The organism is Psychrobacter sp. TB15, assembly GCF_000511655.1.
GTDB classification, from domain to species: domain Bacteria; phylum Pseudomonadota; class Gammaproteobacteria; order Pseudomonadales; family Moraxellaceae; genus Psychrobacter; species Psychrobacter submarinus.
Genome location: NZ_AYXN01000040.1, coordinates 74482 through 93168 on the forward strand (window position 1 = coordinate 74482; position 18687 = coordinate 93168).

The 18687-nt window shown below is 45.4% G+C and carries 17 protein-coding genes, 1 tRNA gene and 2 pseudogenes; 11 read left to right on the plus strand and 9 right to left on the minus strand.

Annotated elements, in window-relative coordinates; all coding sequences use genetic code 11:
- Window positions 1–135: 135 nt before the first annotated feature.
- Window positions 136–1563: a UDP-N-acetylmuramoyl-L-alanine--D-glutamate ligase gene (murD, locus tag W234_RS0110195; RefSeq protein ID WP_025646752.1), complete on the minus strand. Its 1428-nt coding sequence runs from the start codon at window positions 1561–1563 to the stop codon at window positions 136–138.
- Between the two features lie 530 nt (window positions 1564–2093).
- Here murD and W234_RS0110200 point away from each other — a divergent pair.
- The 4 genes from W234_RS0110200 to W234_RS0110215 all read left to right on the plus strand — a co-directional run bounded on the left by W234_RS0110200 (window position 2094) and on the right by W234_RS0110215 (window position 6791).
- Window positions 2094–3593 (plus strand): SulP family inorganic anion transporter, encoded by a 1500-nt coding sequence (locus tag W234_RS0110200; protein WP_025646753.1) that lies wholly within the window; start codon window positions 2094–2096, stop codon window positions 3591–3593.
- A 168-nt stretch (window positions 3594–3761) separates the two neighbouring features.
- Entirely contained in the window at window positions 3762–4616 is an 855-nt protein-coding gene (locus tag W234_RS0110205) for a universal stress protein (protein WP_025646754.1), read from the plus strand.
- A gap of 459 nt (window positions 4617–5075) precedes the next feature.
- Window positions 5076–5414: a P-II family nitrogen regulator gene (locus W234_RS0110210; protein WP_025646755.1), complete on the plus strand. Its 339-nt coding sequence runs from the start codon at window positions 5076–5078 to the stop codon at window positions 5412–5414.
- Between the two features lie 114 nt (window positions 5415–5528).
- Entirely contained in the window at window positions 5529–6791 is a 1263-nt protein-coding gene (locus W234_RS0110215) for an ammonium transporter (protein WP_025646756.1), read from the plus strand.
- A gap of 194 nt (window positions 6792–6985) precedes the next feature.
- Here W234_RS0110215 and W234_RS0110220 read toward each other — a convergent pair whose 3' ends face one another.
- The 3 genes from W234_RS0110220 to W234_RS0110230 form a co-directional block, all read right to left on the minus strand.
- Window positions 6986–7369 (minus strand): DUF2147 domain-containing protein, encoded by a 384-nt coding sequence (locus W234_RS0110220; protein ID WP_025646757.1) that lies wholly within the window; start codon window positions 7367–7369, stop codon window positions 6986–6988.
- 291 nt (window positions 7370–7660) lie between these two features.
- On the minus strand, window positions 7661–7924 hold the full coding sequence (locus W234_RS0110225) for a hypothetical protein (RefSeq protein WP_025646758.1): 264 nt from the start codon (window positions 7922–7924) through the stop codon (window positions 7661–7663).
- Between the two features lie 101 nt (window positions 7925–8025).
- Complete coding sequence (locus tag W234_RS0110230) at window positions 8026–8940, minus strand: DNA/RNA non-specific endonuclease (protein ID WP_037059635.1); 915 nt, start codon at window positions 8938–8940, stop codon at window positions 8026–8028.
- Between the two features lie 146 nt (window positions 8941–9086).
- Between W234_RS0110230 and W234_RS0110235 the strand changes: the two genes are divergently transcribed.
- Window positions 9087–9177, plus strand: a tRNA-Ser gene (locus W234_RS0110235).
- Between the two features lie 142 nt (window positions 9178–9319).
- On the opposite strand, the gene W234_RS0110240 is transcribed toward W234_RS0110235, so the two are convergent.
- Window positions 9320–9733, minus strand: a complete 414-nt coding sequence (locus W234_RS0110240; protein WP_025646760.1) for a PaaI family thioesterase — start codon at window positions 9731–9733, stop codon at window positions 9320–9322.
- Window positions 9734–10326: 593 nt separating this feature from the next.
- Between W234_RS0110240 and W234_RS13940 the strand changes: the two genes are divergently transcribed.
- On the plus strand, window positions 10327–10920 hold the full coding sequence (locus tag W234_RS13940; RefSeq protein ID WP_198013368.1) for a BLUF domain-containing protein: 594 nt from the start codon (window positions 10327–10329) through the stop codon (window positions 10918–10920).
- A 258-nt stretch (window positions 10921–11178) separates the two neighbouring features.
- On the opposite strand, the gene W234_RS14560 is transcribed toward W234_RS13940, so the two are convergent.
- Window positions 11179–11427: a hypothetical protein gene (locus tag W234_RS14560; protein WP_156923988.1), complete on the minus strand. Its 249-nt coding sequence runs from the start codon at window positions 11425–11427 to the stop codon at window positions 11179–11181.
- A 182-nt stretch (window positions 11428–11609) separates the two neighbouring features.
- On the opposite strand from W234_RS14560, the gene W234_RS0110255 reads away from it, so the two are divergent.
- The 5 genes and pseudogenes from W234_RS0110255 (at window position 11610) to W234_RS0110275 (ending at window position 14640) form a co-directional block, all read left to right on the plus strand.
- On the plus strand, window positions 11610–12317 hold the full coding sequence (locus W234_RS0110255) for a hypothetical protein (RefSeq protein ID WP_025646762.1): 708 nt from the start codon (window positions 11610–11612) through the stop codon (window positions 12315–12317).
- Window positions 12318–12404: 87 nt separating this feature from the next.
- Window positions 12405–13199, plus strand: coding sequence for a YdcF family protein (locus tag W234_RS0110260; protein ID WP_025646763.1), 795 nt, complete (start codon window positions 12405–12407; stop codon window positions 13197–13199).
- Between the two features lie 10 nt (window positions 13200–13209).
- Window positions 13210–13545 (plus strand): annotated as a pseudogene (locus W234_RS0110265) (cation:proton antiporter); the annotation flags it as partial.
- A pseudogene (locus W234_RS0110270) lies at window positions 13532–14056 on the plus strand (DUF421 domain-containing protein); the annotation flags it as partial. The pseudogenes W234_RS0110265 and W234_RS0110270, both read left to right, overlap by 14 nt.
- A 155-nt stretch (window positions 14057–14211) precedes the next feature.
- Window positions 14212–14640: a hypothetical protein gene (locus tag W234_RS0110275; protein WP_025646766.1), complete on the plus strand. Its 429-nt coding sequence runs from the start codon at window positions 14212–14214 to the stop codon at window positions 14638–14640.
- 296 nt (window positions 14641–14936) lie between these two features.
- On the opposite strand, the gene W234_RS0110280 is transcribed toward W234_RS0110275, so the two are convergent.
- The 3 genes from W234_RS0110280 to W234_RS0110290 all read right to left on the minus strand — a co-directional run bounded on the left by W234_RS0110280 (window position 14937) and on the right by W234_RS0110290 (window position 18580).
- Window positions 14937–15863, minus strand: coding sequence for a putative RNA methyltransferase (locus W234_RS0110280; protein WP_025646767.1), 927 nt, complete (start codon window positions 15861–15863; stop codon window positions 14937–14939).
- Between the two features lie 155 nt (window positions 15864–16018).
- Complete coding sequence (gene mraY, locus W234_RS0110285) at window positions 16019–17137, minus strand: phospho-N-acetylmuramoyl-pentapeptide-transferase (RefSeq protein WP_025646768.1); 1119 nt, start codon at window positions 17135–17137, stop codon at window positions 16019–16021.
- A gap of 3 nt (window positions 17138–17140) precedes the next feature.
- Window positions 17141–18580 (minus strand): UDP-N-acetylmuramoyl-tripeptide--D-alanyl-D-alanine ligase, encoded by a 1440-nt coding sequence (locus W234_RS0110290; RefSeq protein ID WP_025646769.1) that lies wholly within the window; start codon window positions 18578–18580, stop codon window positions 17141–17143.
- Between the last annotated feature and the right edge of the window lie 107 nt (window positions 18581–18687).

An 18687-nucleotide genomic window follows, 5' to 3' on the forward strand; every position in this document is an offset into this window, starting at 1 on the left:
TATACTAACAAACAAAAAGTACGGCGTTCAGCGAACACCACCATCAAAATCTAAAAAATAACTTATGCCAGTTTTATTATAAACTATAGAATAAATAACCAATAATATCCATCACTTATAAGAGTAAGAGACCATTTAGCTATCGGCAGTATCTGACGTCATGAGCTGCTGTACGAGCTGACTAAAACGCTCACCGCGCTCAGCATAACCACTGAACTGATCGAAGCTGGCACAAGCTGGCGATAACAGTACCGCTTGTACCTGCGATAAGCTACTATCCGTCACTTGCTGAACGCAAGTAAAAGCCTGATCTAACGTCTGGCATTGATGCAATCTGACATCATCGCTAAGCTCAGTATCGCGCAGGTGCTGCTCGATAAGTTTGGCATCTTCACCGATGATGAGGACTTGGCTGACATATTGATTGATAAGCGGCGTCAACTCACCAAACTGCTGGCCTTTTGCTTGACCGCCTAATATTAGTAGCAGCTTACCATCTTTTGGGGCATAAACGGCTCCTAGGCCTTCAACCGCTGCCATAGTCGAGCCAATATTAGTACCCTTTGAGTCATTGAAGTAGTCGATATCAGTCACTGAAGCTACAAACTGGCACCGATGATCAAGCCCCGTAAACTGCTGTAATGTGGCGAGCATACTCTCTAAAGGCAGTCCTGCCAGCTCCCCTAAAGCGAGCGCGGCTTGGGCATTGAGTAAGTTATGACGGCCCTTGACCGGTAGTTTATCAGCAGATAATAGACGCTCGGTACCGCGAGCCAAATAAATTTGCCCATCAGGATCAGTGATCAAACCATACTGGCCTTTATCAGGAGCATGAATGCCGACGCTAATACGAGGCAAGTTGTCTGCGACTAAAGGCCGAGTCAGCGCGTCTTCACGGTTGACGACTACTGACTTTGCGCCTTGAAAGATACGGTGCTTGGCCTGATGATAGCCGAGCATATCGCCATGACGGTCTAGATGATCCGGCGACATATTGAGTACAGTCGCTACTTGCGCGCCTAGGTTAGTAACGGTCTCTAACTGAAAGCTTGATAGCTCAAGAACCGCTAGCTCCATCTCTTTATTGGCTAATAGGTTTAACGCCGGCACGCCGATATTGCCGCCGACGCCTACTTGTACACCAGCATCACCTGCCATCTGTCCCACTAAGGTAGTAACGGTGCTTTTGGCATTGGAGCCGGTGATAGCGACTATCGGTGCACTACACGCTTCACAAAACAGCTGAATGTCACTGACGACAGGGATATTCGCTTGCCGTGCTTGCGCTACGGCCTCAGTTGCCAAAGAAATACCAGGACTGATGATAATACGCGCCGCCTGCAGCAATAACTCGCTATCAATCCCGCCAAATTGACGAATCTCAACCGCAGCTGGTAGCTGCTCAGCCAAGACTGGCGTAGAGTTATTATCAGTGACGGCAACTCGGTAGCCTTGCTCGGTAAGATAATGCGCTACTGATAATCCGGACTGCCCTAAGCCGACGACGACTTGTAGGCCACTGCCTTTATGAATCAATGTCGCTGGTGCCGCAGAGATCGACATATACTTTCCTTCTCTTAAACTATGGAGGCGCTCTGAAAACGTTGCTCAGTGATGAGAGCGGTCACGTCATTTTGAACGATAAGTATAAGCATGATAACGGTAACGTCGATATTTCGGTACTGCTTTTTTGCCACTTTGTGCTATTATGCCCATGTTTTTATCGCTACTGGCGAATGGCCATGTGCTATGTGTTAATAACTAAGGGCTAAATACTTAGCTTTTTATTAGTTTAGCATGTTGTCACTAGCGGCATACCTTTGCCTCTATTATCATTTTTGTCAAATGAGCGTTACCGTTTTGGTATCGTGCCAGTGAGCTGACAGTCTCATATATTAAGATTGAGCACCATCATTAAACCTTATTATACTTCTACTCGTTATTGGCTTTTGCTGCTGTGCAAGTGCCATACTGTTTGACAGACGCAGTCTGTTAAGCCACGCCTTAGCTCTCTTGTCAGTGACTATTATCAATAGATAATAGGCCCACGATCAGCGACTTCCTTTTTGTCTTTTATTGTATGCAGCTTACTTATGATATCTTTTGTTGATAACTTACGTGATGAGTGGTTTTCTAATGTTCGCGGCGATATCTTGTCAGGACTTGTCGTCGCCCTCGCTTTGATTCCAGAAGCCATCGCTTTCTCTATTATCGCCGGCGTGGATCCAAAAGTAGGTTTGTACGCCTCCTTTTGTATCGCTGTGGTCATAAGCTTCGTTGGCGGACGTCCAGGTATGATCTCAGCGGCCACCGGTGCGATGGCGTTAGTCATGGTCGATCTCGTCGCCGATCACGGGCTGCAATATCTGCTAGCAGCGACTTTGCTATGCGGCGGTATTCAGGTAGTGATGGGTATCTTAAAGCTTGGCAATCTCATGCGCTTTGTCTCGCGCTCAGTGGTGATAGGCTTTGTCAATGCGCTCGCGATTTTGATCTTCGCCGCCCAGCTCCCTGAGCTTAATCCGATGACGGAGCGGGTCGGTATGACCGTCTATATTATGACGGCGGTAGGCCTTGCGATCATTTATCTGTTTCCGCTCATTCCGAAGATTGGCCGCGTTATCCCTTCTCCGCTGATCTGTATCGTCGGTCTGACAGCGGTTGCGATGTATATGAACCTAGACATTCGTAATGTCGGTAGTATGGGTGATCTGCCTGACTCATTGCCGGTATTCTTATTGCCAGATATTCCGCTCAATCTTGAGACGCTACTTATCATCGCCCCCTACTCCATCGCTTTGGCTATCGTCGGTCTGCTTGAGTCGATGATGACCGCCACCATCGTTGATGAGCTTACCGATACGCCAAGTGATAAGAATAAAGAGTGCCGCGGTCAAGGTATCGCTAACGTCGTTTCTGGTTTTTTTGGTGGTATGGCGGGCTGTGCGATGATCGGTCAATCGATGATCAACGTAAAATCTGGTGGCCGTACTCGTTTATCGACTTTGATAGCGGGCGTGGTGCTACTGATTCTGGTGGTGTTCTTGAGCGAATGGGTCAGTCAAATCCCAATGGCAGCGCTCGTGGCAGTGATGATTATGGTCTCTATCGGTACCTTTAACTGGCAGTCTATTCGTGAGTTTAAAACGCACCCTATGTCATTTAACATTGTGATGCTAGCGACAGTATTGACGACCGTCATCACTCACAACCTTGCTTATGGCGTCGGGGTTGGCGTACTACTATCCGCCTTAGCCTTTGCCAATAAGATTGGCCAGTTCTTGACCATATATAGCGATTATGACGATAGTACCAATACGCGCTATTATTATGTGCAAGGGCAAGTGTTTTTTGCCTCGACCACGCAATTTCTGAACAGCTTCGATACCAAAGAGGCTTTAGATACCATTCATATCGATGTCAGCCAAGCGCACTTTTGGGATGTCAGCGCTGTCGATACGCTTGATAAGCTGGTCATGCGCTTGCAACGCGAGGGTATTGATGTCAAAGTAGTTGGACTAAACAATGCCAGTCGAACCCTGATTGACCGCTTCTCTATTCACGATCGCCGAGATATTGGCCTGTTAGATTAAGCAGCTTTATATACCTTGTAAGACTCACCTCTTATAAGGCTGATGCAACATAAGGTTTTGTGAGTCAATGAATGATTAGACAGCCGCAGCAGTTATTGAGCATGCAGGTGATGCCTTAATCCTAAACTGGGTGGCTGATTTTTATTATGAGAACGATGTGGCCATTTTATGAGTAATTTAAAACCAGATAGTGTCATTGCTTGTCTAGATTGTCCCGATCACGTGCAATCAGTATTGGACGCGAGTATGTGGGCCGCCAATCGCTTGCAAGCACCGATTGGCTTGCTCCACTCTGTGCCAAGCATGCAGCAAAAAACGGCGGTGAACTATTCTGGCTGCCTAAATATCAATGACGAGAGTCACCTGCTAGACCAATTCACTAGCCATGAGCATTTAAGCAACTTTGAGCTCAAGGCGCAAGGCAGACTGCTGCTACATCAAGCTAAGGCGTACTGCGATGAGCATCAATATAAGCGCCCTGTCTACACCTTACATCGCCACGAAAACCTCAGCGACAGTATCGACTACGTGGATGAAAAGTCGCAACTGATTGTCATCGGTCATAACGTGACTTGTAAAACTACCCTAAGTCAGCTCGTGCGACTGAGTCATTGCCCCATTTTGGTGACTCATGCACCATTTTTGACCCCTACTACCGCCCTCTTTGCTTTTGATAATTGCGTTACTACTCACCGGATGCTCGATTGGCTGTGCAAAACGCCTTTAGTGCGCGCTTTAACCATTCATATCGTCATGGTCGGTAAAAACAACAATGACAACTGTGATGCCCTGCGAGAAGCTTATGCGCGTCTCAAGCAAGCGGGAATTAATACCAAAAAAGCTCTGCTAGATTGCCGTGATGTCAGCGCTGCCCTTACTTATTATCAAAACGAGCATGATATTGGCATGCTAATGAGCGGCGCTTTCGGACAATCGCGTCTGCGCGAGATATTACAAGGCAGTGATACCAAAAAACTGCTCGTCAGTACCAAAACACCGTATCTGCTCTTTCCTAAGCTATAATCTGTTATAGCTGACTCTCCTATCTAGCTCGTCTGCTTATTCACATCCTATTATTTATACTCTGGGCACAATCTTCTGTTATACAGCGCTTACTGATTTTATGGGGTAAGCGCTATTTTATCTTCCGAAGACTTAGCTACAGCCCTCTGATACTCGCTATTGCCTGCTCTATATGATGTTTTGGTAACTCAGCTGGGTATCGTCTCCCCGAAGGCTTATAAGTTAGTTATAATAAAGCTCTTTTTAAGCCAGTGCTACATTGATAAATCGCCTGGTCGTATTGTGTAACCCTTTGTTTATAATGCGCTACAGCCGTTTAAGACCCCAAACCTACCTCCCCCTTGAGTGGGTTTGGCACAGTTCTTGAATGACTACTAGTAAGCGCAAAAGAGGAGTAATACAGCGAATACGTCCAGATAGCGTCCTCTTTGTAGCCTCACTCATGTAAGGATAACACTTATGAAGTTAATCACTGCGGTTCTAAAACCATTCAAGCTTGACGATGTACGTGAAGCGCTCTCTGACATCGGTGTCAAAGGTGTGACTGTCACTGAGGTCAAAGGTTTTGGACGTCAAAAAGGACACACTGAGCTGTATCGTGGTGCAGAATATGTGGTGGATTTTTTGCCAAAAGTAAAAGTAGAAGTCGCCGTCATCGATGAGATGGTCGAGCCAGCTATCGAAGCCATCACTCGTATCGCAAGCACTGGCAAGATTGGCGACGGCAAAATATTTGTCACCAGCTTAGAGCAAGTTATTCGTATTCGTACTGGCGAGACCGGTCCTAATGCGATCTAAAGTATAAAGCGGTAGTAGTAAAACCGTACTTGCCCACTACTGGTGCAAGCAACAGTAAAAGCCTTAATTATCGGCACGCCCGATAGCTGCATTGTCAATTCAAGGGGAATTTAAATGGAAAGTCAAATCTTTGAGCTCCAGTATGCGCTCGATACGTTTTATTTTTTGATCTGTGGGGCGCTGGTCATGTGGATGGCCGCCGGCTTCACTATGCTAGAGGCCGGATTGGTCAGATCAAAAAACACGGTCGAAATCTTAACTAAGAATGTCGCGCTATTTGCAACGGCGAGCATCATGTACATGGTATGCGGCTACGCTATTATGTATGGTGGCGATCTGTTCTTGAGCGGAATTGCAGGCGGCGATACCTTAGTAGAAGACGCACTAGCAGCCTCTGCCGAAAATGGCTTTGGTGGCGACTCTGTCTACTCTGCAGCCTCGGACTTTTTCTTTCAAGTTGTCTTTGTAGCAACCTGTATGTCCATCGTTTCAGGTGCCGTTGCTGAACGTATGAAGTTATGGGCTTTCCTATTATTTGCTGTTGTCATGACGGGCTTTATCTATCCATTAGAAGGCAGTTGGACTTGGGGCGGTAACGATGTCTTTGGACTGTTCAATCTAGGCGATATGGGTTTCTCTGATTTTGCAGGCTCTGGTATCGTACACATGGCGGGCGCTGCTGCTGCTCTAGCAGGTGTATTACTACTAGGACCCCGTAAAGGTAAATACGGTCCTAAAGGTGAGATACGTGCGATTCCTGGCGCCAATCTTCCACTAGCGGCACTTGGTACATTCATCCTATGGATGGGCTGGTTTGGCTTTAACGGTGGCTCAGTACTCAAACTTGGTGACATCGCTAGTGCCAACTCTGTTGCCATGGTCTTTTTGAATACCAATGCTGCTGCTGCTGGCGGTGCTGTGGGCGCTTTAATCATCGCACGTATTATCTTTGGCAAAGCCGATCTTACAATGCTACTCAATGGTGCCCTAGCCGGTCTGGTCGCTATTACTGCAGAGCCATCAACACCCTCTGCCCTACAAGCGACACTCTTTGGCGTTGTGGCTGGTGTCATCGTGGTGCTATCTATTTTGGCATTAGACAAAATCAAAATTGACGATCCTGTTGGTGCTATCTCGGTTCATGGTGTGGTCGGTCTATTTGGCTTACTCATTGTGCCAATTACGAACCCAGCATCTACCTTTATCGGTCAGATTGCAGGCGCTGCGACCATCTTTGCTTGGGTATTTGTTGCAAGCTTCATCGTTTGGGTCATCATCAAAGCTGTCATCGGTATCCGTATCTCTGAAGAGGAGGAATATGAAGGGGCAGATATTGCAGAATGTGGTATGGAAGCTTATCCTGAATTTGTCAGATAAGATCTAGCAGACAGGTTTAATCCTACTCGATGCGCTGATACTACTTTATGTAGTGTCAGCGTTTATTATTTTATTGGGTAACCTCCCCTTACTGACACAATAAAATGTAAAACATAAAAAATCCCGCAGTACCTTTCGGTAGTGCGGGATTTTATCTATTAAGTACAGATCTGATAAAAAACTACTTGATCGACTTATTTCTTTTTCCATGTTTGACTGCGTGAGAATGGCCCGATGTAACCTTTTAGTTTCAAAGAATTACCATTCAAGCTTGCTGTCATACGATAATCTTTACCTTTTTCTGGATCAGTAATCGTACCACCGCTATATTTACCACCGCCATCAGCTTTTAGACCAGAAATAATAGTCATACCGACGTGCTTTTTGCCTTTAGCTGAGTTGGTATCGATAAGCTTACCAGTCAATACGCCATTTGACTCAGTGATTTTGACTGTGCCTTTAGGCTTGCCGTCATCGTAAGTCTGCCAAGTGGTATTATGCAATGGGTCAGCGGCAAACGCCATAGTCGCCATACTAATACCAGCAGCTGCTAAAGCGGTTTTTGTAAATAATTTCATAGATCGACTCCCTTCAATGATTGTGCAATAAACTGCGTATATTGCGCTTGTCCTTAAAAAACCTCTACGACTAGAACTGTCTATATCCAAAGCTGCATATATCTATAGTAAGTAAAAAAGAAGTTCATTCTGTGAGCTATCTTTTCTATCTACCTAGATCGATAATGACGAAGAATCATCTTTATCGAAACAGTACAAGCGCTGTCTGATTACATTATAAGCAAAAAAAACGTTTTGCCTAGTAATTTTTCATAAAGATTTCTTTCTGTAATTCGTAACTATATCAAATAGTTACAAAAACGGATTATCAATATTATCATCTGACCAGTCATCATTTGATTTTGACACTTCATCCATTTTTGTGTATTGATCAGTTTTCTCAAACTGCGCCAATATCTTAGTAGTAAGCTCGTGTAGCTGCTTTGCTTGTGCAAATCCAGCTTTCGTTAAATACAAATCCAAATCACCGTAGATAATAATCTTATCTTGTTGGTTTTCGATAACCAATTCACCAATCTGCATACTTTGATGATTATTTGCAAAAGGTTCAATCATAAGCTACTCCAAGTATTAGTAATAATTCGCAATAAAAACCGTTGATAGACTTGTTTATTCAGCGATATCTTAGATTGTTATTTTTAGACTCTATAGCGTCTTTATGCTTGTAGCTGCGTCAATAGCCATTCCACTAAAGCTAAGACGAATATCAGCCATAGTGGCTCCTCGCTAGGCGCAGTAGGCGCGTCTATCTTCTCCCCCGCTTTTAGGGGTAAAGCCAAAGCTTGCCGCTTGACCGCGCTATCTAACACCGGTAGCACCTCGACTCCTATCTGCTCGCTAAGCTCATCAAGGCTAATCACCTCAATGCGTTCGGACTCATCGTTAGGCGCGTAGTAGACACCGGCTTGGTCGATAGCGGGTATATAAACCGCCTTAAAAAAATGACTCGGTACGAGCACTTGCCTATTTAGACGCTTGGTCTTTTTATTCGTAAAAGCGACCCCGGTTACGATATAAACTTCGCCGTATTGCTGCGTCAGATAGCGCGTCGCCGACTCGATGCTGCGCCAAATGTAGCGATTATTGCGCGGCGATTGCGGCGCGATATTAGCCAGACTGAAGCTGTCGTATTGCTGCGAGCGCGTGGCCATATCGGCATTGGGCGCTAGATGCCCTCTATCATAGCCTGAGCCTGAATAATCCTCCAATGACGCTCGAGCAGATTCTGGCAAACGGCTCTCTTCATGAAAGCTGTCTTCACGATCTATCGTTTTGGCTTGATTGAGACGCGCGCGAGTCAGATGTTCTGCAGACCATAACGGCGTACGCGTCACCCCTGAGTACATGACTGCAAAGCCATCCATACATAATGCTTGGGTGTTGGCGCTAAGCTTATCATTGATAAACTCCGGATAAACCCCGCCATAAAACGACTCATTACACTGGCTTAAGTCATCAGCATAGGCTGGCGCTATTGCGAGTAGCCCTACCGTTATCATCGCTGCTGCGCGAGCCATTATGCTATGTCTAACACGGCTTAACGCCCTACTATCTACTACTGCAAAACTCATCACGTTATTTTGTACCTTTCGCCGGTGTAATTACTGCTGCTGTCATCACAGATGCGCTATCCTAGCAGGCACTAATTAATAAAGAAAGATAAAGCGCAAACCGTGACAATAGCAATCGTATCCGTTATACTTAGCCGTCTAAAATTGGTGACGTGGGTGAGTGGCTGAAACCGCACGCCTGGAAAGTGTGTATACGTTCATAGCGTATCGAGGGTTCGAATCCCTCCGTCACCGCCATTTATTCCTATCAAGCACATCTCTTCTGTTTTCTATTCTACCCTTTAGAACCCTTCTAAAAATTTTCGGCCATAAAGCCGGTTATAAGGGCGCTTTGTCACGCTTATTTACGTACGCTTAGTCACGTTTAGACGGGATAGAGTTAGTTACGCTTAGGCGGTATAGAGTAAGTCCCTACCACGTGAGCGACCATATCCTCAGAGCCTTTGGAATAGAGCGACACTTCGCCTACGACTAGTGCGCGTCCGACTTTTATCAAGCTACACTCGGCGACGATACTCCTATCTGCTGAGGGTCGACGCAAGAAGTTAATCGTCAAGCTAGTGGTCACTGCCAAGGGTACGATACCGATTTTACCCAATATTGCAATATAAATCGCGATATCCGCGATACTCATTAGTACAGGACCAGAGACGGTGCCGCCAGGTCGTAGTTCGTCCGTGCCGACATCGAGTGACAAAGTGGCTTTGCTATCCCCTACGGACTCAATCTTATATCTAGAGTTTGGAGACTCTGATTGTATAAAAGCGATGATCTCTTCTTTGGTTGCTGACATCTCTCTTCCTTGAGATTAACTATTGTGGTGAAGGGTCTTAAGCCATCCTACTGTGCTTAACACTATCCGCTGTTCGAATATTGATTTATAAAATTCTTTATAGGCCTCTTTTAGATAGACAAGCCAATAAACCTAAGTGCGAAGCCTCACTCTCAGAACGATCTGCCGCTCAGCTTTGATATCTTGATGCAGGTATCAATCGGTATACGGATTTATCATCTACTAGCTGTTTAACGGCGTAAGGCGTGTCTTTTGCCTTTCATATCAGATATAGCGTGTGTTGGGTTAAGTTTATTGTAGCCATGATGTCATGAAAAACGTAGTGCTTTATGCTGAACCTATTGCATACCAGTCGTCAGCTAATGCACAAGACTATCTCTTTTATCTCTTTGTTGCTAACAAACTAGTTGATTTTGATAGTAAAATGACTAAAATATGGACGATTTACTTTATTTTATATACGCTAGAACGGAATAAGTATTCAGTAACAATGTACAATAAAAAACATTGTGTTTAATGAAAGTAAGATTATAAACTAAGGAGCAAGGCGTATCGCTATAACTATAACAACTCACGATATGCTAGAAGAGTCAATGAAGAAGACGCCTGCAGATACCCTTATCAGATTGGTATACGTGAGCACGATAAATACCAATGAGAGTTCTGTCTTTGAGCATATTCAAAAGCACTCAGAGAATTTTAATAAAAATAACCGTATTATGGGGTTTTTATGCAATGACGATGAGAGCTTTTTGCAATTTTTGGAAGGTAGTAAAAAAAGCATCTTCTCCCTTATGCAGCGGATTTTCCAAGACCCCAATCACAAGGACGTCGATGTGGTCCTCACCGAGAAGATAAGCGGTTATAGCTTCACTGACTGGCGTATGCACAGCCTTAATTTAGGCGATAGTAACTGGGCGAGATTTTCGAATCAAACTCGTATGAATGGCATTTCCCCCTTTAAGCCAAAGCACTGGCCGCACTGGTTTGTTGAGAGTTTTGTCGACTCTATGAAAAACTTGGACTACTCTGCCCTCGATAAGGAAGTTATTACTTTTGATAGTCTAGGCTATTCTGACGTCGAAAAGAAATTAGTCAGTAATAATGTTTTATTCTATATCTTTCTCAGCGTGTTGATCAGTGCTGCTACGATCGTTGTCTTGTTGCGATATAACGTAATCTCTTAAGCGCTCTTACTTTTATATTAGCTTCTGCTTTTTTGTTACTGCTGACCCTGCCTGACATATTTACAATCTTGTACTTATGCCACTTGCGCTTATACCAGACGGGGTGTTAATTTTTTAAACATTAACCACTCCGCGCCTGCCGTTTAAGCAGTTTTGCCTGCCGCTTTGCTTCCTTCGCACTTCCCTCAATCTCAACGGGCTTCAGGCCCTTTTTCTTTTGTTTGAGATAATTCAGATAATCTGGAATATGAGTTCTACCTAGATACTTATCCAAATACGGTAAAAACCCCGCGTAGTTGCCTTTGAATTTGGCATGATGAAAGTCGTGATAGACTGGCCCTTCATAGATGGGAAATAAATGCGCCGGATGCCATGGAATATCATATCATAGCCGATATGTCCGTCTGCGCCTTCAATTTGCCGTAGTATCACCCATAAATAGACCACGTAAATGTACGCGCCAAGCAAAATAGGCCCGACCAGAGTGAGCGTCGCGGTGAGTGCCAAGGTCGAATGTTCAACACGCCCTAACTATTTAGTCATCACTATAACGCTAGTAATGATAATCTTATAGCTATAGCGCGGCGAATAACGAATGTCAGACGCAGCTGCTATAAAACTCGTTTATAGTAGCTATTGGCGGTCGATATCGACTGCACATTAACGCAAAACAATAGCAAGGATGAATCATGAAAAATTTAGTAGTAGCAGGACTAGCAGGACTGAGTTTAAGCGCTTGTGTGACCATCAACGCGCCGATGCATGGTATGGGTGACGATAATGATAACGTCGTCACTCAGTACCCTATCGAGACCGCTTTTCTTAACATCTACACCCAGCCGCGTAGCGAAAGACTATACGCCAAAGTCGATGAGCAAACGATCGTCGCTGACATCAACGTCACTCCCAAAGGCGCTACGGTTTTTAATAATAAAAGCGTACAAGCGGCTGATATTGGCACGATTACTAAGCGCTTCGATCAAATCACTAATCAATCGGTCGCTACCAACTACTTCACGACAAATCCACTAGAGTTTCACGGTTTTACAGACACTAGTGGTAGATACTCGCTATCTAAGCAGACTGCACCCATTCCCAAGCTGGCAAGCATTGGCGACAGCAGTCAGCTGATCACTGAAAACGTCTATAGTGATAGCAGTATGCGCAAAAAAGTCGGCAGCTATAAACAAAGCTGGTCACTGACGCGCGAGAGTAAAACCCAAGCTTGGCTGTGTATAGAGACCTCAGAGAACCTACTGCTCAATAATGATGCTAATGGCAGCTCTACAGAGTGCTACAAAATCAACGCACAAGGCGATATCCTAGCGAGTAAAGTCGCGATTAGCCAACCTGTCGATATCGGTAGTCATAAAACCATCACCTTTACTAGTCGCTAGCCTATAGCCTATTATAAAATCAGAGCCCACTTAACCGGTGGGTTTTGTTTGCCAGTTTTACCCTACTATCACGAGTCAATACTTACTATGCGAAAGCCTTTATTAACGCTAACTCGTATTATTTTAACCGTGGCAGGCGCGGTGATTATTGTTGACTGCGCCGCGCTAATAGCGGTAGGCAAGATCAACTTCGGCACTACTGTCCCCTTGATGATTGGGCTGATATTTGTCGCGCATGGACTGTCGTGGCCACGCATACAAAGATTCATTAAGCGCAGGCCTTTACTTAAGCGTGGTTGGTACGCGCTATGGGGGTTATTCAGCGTTTGGTTAGTCAGCTTCGCGGTGTTTATCATCTCGCTACAGCAGCAAATTGAGCTCAGCCGTCAGCCGCTACCAGATCTCGCAGCGATTATCGTTTTGGGCTCAGGTACGGTCGATGGCAAACCTACCCCGACACTGGCGAGTCGTTTAGATAGCGCCGCGCCGATTATTATTGCTCAGCCAGCAGCCATCGCTATCACTAGTGGCGGCGTTGGCTTCGGGCGCGATCGTAGCGAGGCTGATATTATGGCCAGCTACTTAAATGAGGCGCACCAGATTGCACTAGATAGTGTATGGCAAGAAGACAAAAGCACCAGCACTGAGGAGAACTTGGCGAACTCAAAAGCACTCCTTGCCGCACAAGGAATCAGTATCAAAGCACCTATTGCTATCGTTACTAGCGATTTTCATACTATACGCTCAGCCGCTATTGCGCGCCATCAAGGCTATACCCAGCCCATTACCGTCGCCAGCCCCACACCTCTATCTATCCGCTATAACGCTTGGTTTCGCGAGTATTTTGCTTTTGTGAGCGGTTGGCTATTGGGCGAGTATTAGGATATAAAAAGTGGATACTTTAAACGTCCTATATTTAGTAGGGGCATTACTGATTTTCGCTAGCATTATGGCGAGCACCTTATCAGCGCGTTTAGGCGTACCTTTGTTGCTGCTATTCTTAATAGTGGGCATGCTCGCAGGTGAAGAAGGTCTGCTGGGTATTGAGTTCTCACAATACAATATTGCCAACTTTATCGGTCAAGCTGCCTTAGCCTGTATCTTGCTTGATGGCGGCCTGCGCACTTCCTTTCAGTCGTTTCGAGTCGGACTTAAACCGGCTGTCACTCTCGCTACTTGGGGCGTTTTTGCGACCGTTATGGTTTTGGGCTTATTTGTCACTTGGCTCGATCGCAGGCGATCCGATGTTCACTGAGGATCTGCCCATTATTCAAGCGGTGATCATCATGAGCGTAGTCATCGGCCTGTATCGGTTATGCACTTGGTTTATGATGAAGTATCAGCCTTTTGAATATCTATTAGAAGGAAAACCCGTTTATATCGTCGAAAATGGCCGCTTGGTACTAGAAAAAATAAAAGAAGGTAAAATGTCGCACGATGAGTTTTTCTCTGAGATGCGCCGACAAGGCGTTGAGCACTTACGGCAAGTGCGTATCGGTCTGTTAGAGGTCAATGGCAATTTCAGTCTCGTGCTCTATCCGCTCGATGATATCCGTTATGGTCTGCCGCTATTTCCTAAACCCTATCAAGCCGTGCAGCAAGTTCAGCCTGACTATCACTACGCTTGTATGTACTGCGGCAATGTCGCTTATTTGACGCAGGCGCATGAGCTTTGTAATCGCTATCATAACAAGAGTCGGCGCTGGGCGAAAGCCATTAATAATGAGATCGTCACTTAATCTATCAATAAAATATAACTCTAAAATGCTGACTCCCTTTAATAAAGTCTTATACATAGTAGCGTCGGCAGTATACTTTACACTATAGATACTTTCATTATAAATAAATTATGTTAACATATAATATAAATTTCCTTATAAAATAAGGAGCTTTTATGAAAAAGTTATTACTAAATGCCACTCTTGCACTCTCAAGCCTTACAGCGATTAGCGCTTGTGCCAATACGAATGCTAATAACACTATGCCTCATAACAATATGCAGCAAATGCAGCATAATAATGGTGGTCAGCATATGCACAGCGGCATGAACACTATGATGAGTAATATGATGGCTGAGCTAAATTTAAGCACCAATCAAAAAGCGCAAATTCAAGCGCTTAGACAGAATAATCGTGGTAATCATATGCAAAACCGTGAAGCCATGATGAATATATTAACCCCAGAACAACGCCAGAAACTTGCGACAATGCGCGCGCAGCATATGAAACAAGGCGGTCATATGATGAAACGAGGTCATATGAATCAAGATGGCCATATGATAAACAAAGGCCACATGAATCAAGAGGGTCATATGAACCAATGAGGCAAACGCTAGGCTTAATTAAAAAAGTCTAACTCTCAAAATCTAATCGAAGAAATCGCAGTCGCTCAAAAGCTGGCTGCGTTTTTTAATGCCTGTCTCAAATGTAGTATTGATAATGTTAAACACAAGTTAAACACAGTCTTTAGCTTACGTTTTGATATATTGAGCGGCATAAAATACGGTATAGTCGACTCTAAAGAGCTAAACAGACCTTAGCTTGATCAGACATATTCTCAAAACAGTGTCAAAACACCCGCTTATATGTCTCTATTTTATTTAGAATCGACTATAATAGGCTATAACGGCCGTTTTTTTAGAATATAAACCACAAATCTGGCTTCCGTGTTAAAGTTCGCCGCTGCCGCTTTTGCCATGAGCGCTCGCCGTTTATCTGGCTGGGCACGATAAGCATAAGGGGTCATGGTTAATAAATCCGCTAATGCTTGCTCAGACAAGCTCAGCTCAGTGCTGACTTTATGGGTCTCTAATAAATCAAAAAAAGGCGCAAGCTCAGTCAAAAACTTATCTGAGTTATGCTCACGTACTTCATCAAATAGCGCCTCGCGCACGCTAGCTAAATGGCTGATATCGGGCTTAGCTATCACTACATAGCCGCCCTGCTGCAAGACATCATTAAAAGCTGTAGGCAATATCGGGCTAAAAATACTACTGATACCCATCAAGCTATTATTACTTAGCGGAAGATGGGCGGCGCTTGTGACGATAGGATAAATAGTCGCTTTGCTGTCATCCAGCTTATCAGCCTCTAGCCATAAGCGCTTAGCCGCTTTGCTCGCTTTGGCCACTTCTAACACGGCAGGCTTGCTAATATCGGCGGCGATCAAGCGATCAATGCCCTTGGTTTGCGCAATGGCTTCAGTGTAATACCCCTCGCCGCAGCCAATATCTAACCACGTCACAGACTCTTTATTTTTTCTTGCGCCGTCTTGCGGCAAGATGCTTTGTATCTGCTCACAGAGCAGATCTTGTAACGGCTGATAATAATCGGCAGCCAAAAACCGCTTCCGAGCAAGGATAGAGTCGCTACTGTCGCCAGGCGCTTTGGACTTTTTTTGCTGTACAGGCAGTAAGTTGACATAGCCTTGCCGTGCTACATCAAAAGGATGGCAAGTGTTTTTAGCGTTTAAGCTGCCATCACAGCGCCAAGTATCAGCTGCTGGTACTAGCGGTGATTGGCAAATAGGACATATAAATAGCGACACCAGTCTCTTAACCTCTTCTAAATTTACTCAATAGTTTAACATCAGCATCTTAGCAAAAATCACTGCCGATAAGCGATAAAAAAGCCACTCTAAAATGATCTAGAGTGGCTTTTTGGCTGAGTAATCAGAAGTATTGAACCTAATCAAGCAAGCATTTAACGCAGTTTTAACGTCATCAACCCTAGCACCACGAGCACAATAGCAATAATCCAAAATCTGGCTACTACCTGTGTCTCTTTCCAGCCGATCTCTTCGAAATGATGATGCAGCGGCGCCATACGAAAGATGCGTTTTTTGCGTAGCTTATAAGAGCCAACTTGCAATATCACCGATATCGCTTCGGCGACAAATAAGCCGCCCATAATGGCAAAGGCAATCTCTTGGCGGGTCATCACCGCGATCGTACCGAGCATCGCGCCCAGTGCTAACGCGCCAACATCACCCATAAACACTTGCGCGGGATGAGCGTTGAACCACAAAAACCCGAGTCCTGCGCCGACCATCGCCCCGCAGACGATAATGACCTCTGAATTATAAGGTATATAAGGCACGTGTAAGTACTCTGAGAAGCGCACATCACCTGAGACATAAGCCATCGCGCCAAGGCCTGCAGCGACCAACACTACTGGCAGTATCGCCAGACCATCTAAACCGTCGGTTAAGTTAACCGCGTTAGAAGCACCGTTAATCACAAAGTAAGTAAAGATAATAAAGGCAATGCCAAACGGCACTGCAGAAAACGGAATGTACCAGTCCTTAAATACTGGCAGCAGCAGATCCTGCATCATTCGCGTCGTAGCAGTATCAGGTTGCAGGGTCGCAATATAGTATAAAGAGACCCCGACAAAGATAGCACCGACTGATAGCCAAAAGTACTTCTTACGCGCAATCAGCCCTTTAGGATCTTTGTATTTAATCTTCAACCAGTCGTCAGCCCAACCGACCGCGCCAAAGATAACCATCACCACGAGCAAAATCCAAACGTAAGGGTTATCTAAGCGCGCCCACAACAGACTCGCCACGCCAATAGAGGTGAGGATAAGCACCCCGCCCATCGTTGGCGTACCTGTCTTGGCCAAATGCGACTGCGGACCATCATCACGAATGGCCTGTCCATAGCGAAGAGTACGCAGATGACGAATCACCCGCCGGCCTAGGAGCAGACTAAACCCTAAAGCGGTAATGACCGCTAATAGTGCGCGCAGCGTCAAAGAGGATACCGCAGAAAACGGCGAATAATACTGGCTGAGCCATTCAAAAAACCAAACTAACACCGCTTACTCCTTGATTAGCGCATTGATGAGGGTTTCCATTTCCATAAAACGAGACCCTTTGAATAACACAGTGCAAGGATGTGCTTGCTGCGCTTGTAGATACTGCTGGAGATACTGTAATAATCTGTCTTTATCCTCAAAATCATGCGCGGTAATACCGCCGATCTCTTCGGCTCCGGCCACCGTATACCGAGCGTACTCCCCAACGCAAAGCAGTACATTAATGCCGATAGCAGCAATAGTACGGCCTAAGCTTTGATGCTCGCTAACTGCAGCGTCGCCTAGCTCACCGATATCGCCAAGTACCATAACTTGCGTACCGGTTTGCGCCGCTAAGACTTTGGCAGCGGCGCGTACAGCGTGCGGATTGGCATTATAAGTATCATCAATCAAGCGATGATTGCCTAGTATTTGACTGTTGAGACGGCCTTTGGCTGGACGGGCGTTTTCTAAACCGATGACAATATCTTCAACATCGATCGCTAACGCATAAGCGCAAGCCGCTGCCGCTAGCGCGTTATTGACATTATGCTCACCGGCGAGCGGCAGACAGATATCTTTTACCTGCGTGCCGATATGTAATTTAAACTCGCTGCGCTCAGGCTCAACGTCTAAGTGGCTCGCACTGACGTCGGTATTGCCAAAACCGATTACTTTTGCGGTGTTTTTTTCAGCAGTACGGCGCAGCTGATTGGTGAAGTCATCTTTGTCCGGCACAATCGCAAACTGGTTATCTGTCAAGGTGTGGTAAATCTCAGATTTGGTTTGGCAGATACCTTCACGGCTACCAAACTCGCCTAAATGCGCCGTACCGATATTGAGAATACAGGCCACATCAGGACGGACAATCTCAGTGGTATAAGCGATCTCGCCGATATGATTGGCGCCCAATTCTAATACGGCGTAACGATGATGATCAGACAGCTCAAGCAGCATCATGGGTACGCCTAAATCATTATTGAGATTACCACGGGTGATCAATGTGGGCGCTAGGCGACCAAAGATACTACCGAGCATCTCTTTACAGGTCGTCTTACCACTGGAGCCGGTAATGGCAATAACGGTTAGATTGGGATGCTGCTGACGACGATACGCAGCGAGCTGACCCAAAGCCAGACGGGTGTCATCAACGACTAACTGCGCAATGCTTGTTGAGATAGGACGCGAGACGATAGCAGCGATAGCGCCTTTAGAGGCCGCAACGTTAATATAATCATGTCCATCAAAATTATCACCACTCAAAGCTAAGAATATATCCCCTGCTTGGATGGTACGCGTATCTGTAGTGATACGATTGCTCGTCACCTCCAGCTCGGTACTGTCTTGGCTCTCCTGCGCTGGTTGCCAATGTCCACTAAGCGCTGCTGTCGCTGCCAGCAAGTTATCTGCTTGCCAGACATACAGTCCTTGCGACTGAATAGTATTATGGTGGTCAGCTGTCATAGTGAATACCTTGTATATTAATAATTAACGACTACTTTTATAGATGTTTGACTGAGACTTAGTAGCTCATAGTCTGTGTTTATGTTTCAAGAAAGCTTGTGCTCTAG

Coding starts and splice junctions, on each gene's coding strand:
- murD (WP_025646752.1), bottom strand. CDS start 1,563: ATGTCGATCTCTGCGGCACCAGCGACATTGATTCATAAAGGCAGTGGC.
- W234_RS0110200 (WP_025646753.1), top strand. CDS start 2,094: ATGATATCTTTTGTTGATAACTTACGTGATGAGTGGTTTTCTAATGTT.
- W234_RS0110205 (WP_025646754.1), top strand. CDS start 3,762: ATGAGTAATTTAAAACCAGATAGTGTCATTGCTTGTCTAGATTGTCCC.
- W234_RS0110210 (WP_025646755.1), top strand. CDS start 5,076: ATGAAGTTAATCACTGCGGTTCTAAAACCATTCAAGCTTGACGATGTA.
- W234_RS0110215 (WP_025646756.1), top strand. CDS start 5,529: ATGGAAAGTCAAATCTTTGAGCTCCAGTATGCGCTCGATACGTTTTAT.
- W234_RS0110220 (WP_025646757.1), bottom strand. CDS start 7,369: ATGAAATTATTTACAAAAACCGCTTTAGCAGCTGCTGGTATTAGTATG.
- W234_RS0110225 (WP_025646758.1), bottom strand. CDS start 7,924: ATGATTGAACCTTTTGCAAATAATCATCAAAGTATGCAGATTGGTGAA.
- W234_RS0110230 (WP_037059635.1), bottom strand. CDS start 8,940: ATGAGTTTTGCAGTAGTAGATAGTAGGGCGTTAAGCCGTGTTAGACAT.
- W234_RS0110240 (WP_025646760.1), bottom strand. CDS start 9,733: ATGTCAGCAACCAAAGAAGAGATCATCGCTTTTATACAATCAGAGTCT.
- W234_RS13940 (WP_198013368.1), top strand. CDS start 10,327: ATGAAGAAGACGCCTGCAGATACCCTTATCAGATTGGTATACGTGAGC.
- W234_RS0110255 (WP_025646762.1), top strand. CDS start 11,610: ATGAAAAATTTAGTAGTAGCAGGACTAGCAGGACTGAGTTTAAGCGCT.
- W234_RS0110260 (WP_025646763.1), top strand. CDS start 12,405: ATGCGAAAGCCTTTATTAACGCTAACTCGTATTATTTTAACCGTGGCA.
- W234_RS0110275 (WP_025646766.1), top strand. CDS start 14,212: ATGAAAAAGTTATTACTAAATGCCACTCTTGCACTCTCAAGCCTTACA.
- W234_RS0110290 (WP_025646769.1), bottom strand. CDS start 18,580: ATGACAGCTGACCACCATAATACTATTCAGTCGCAAGGACTGTATGTC.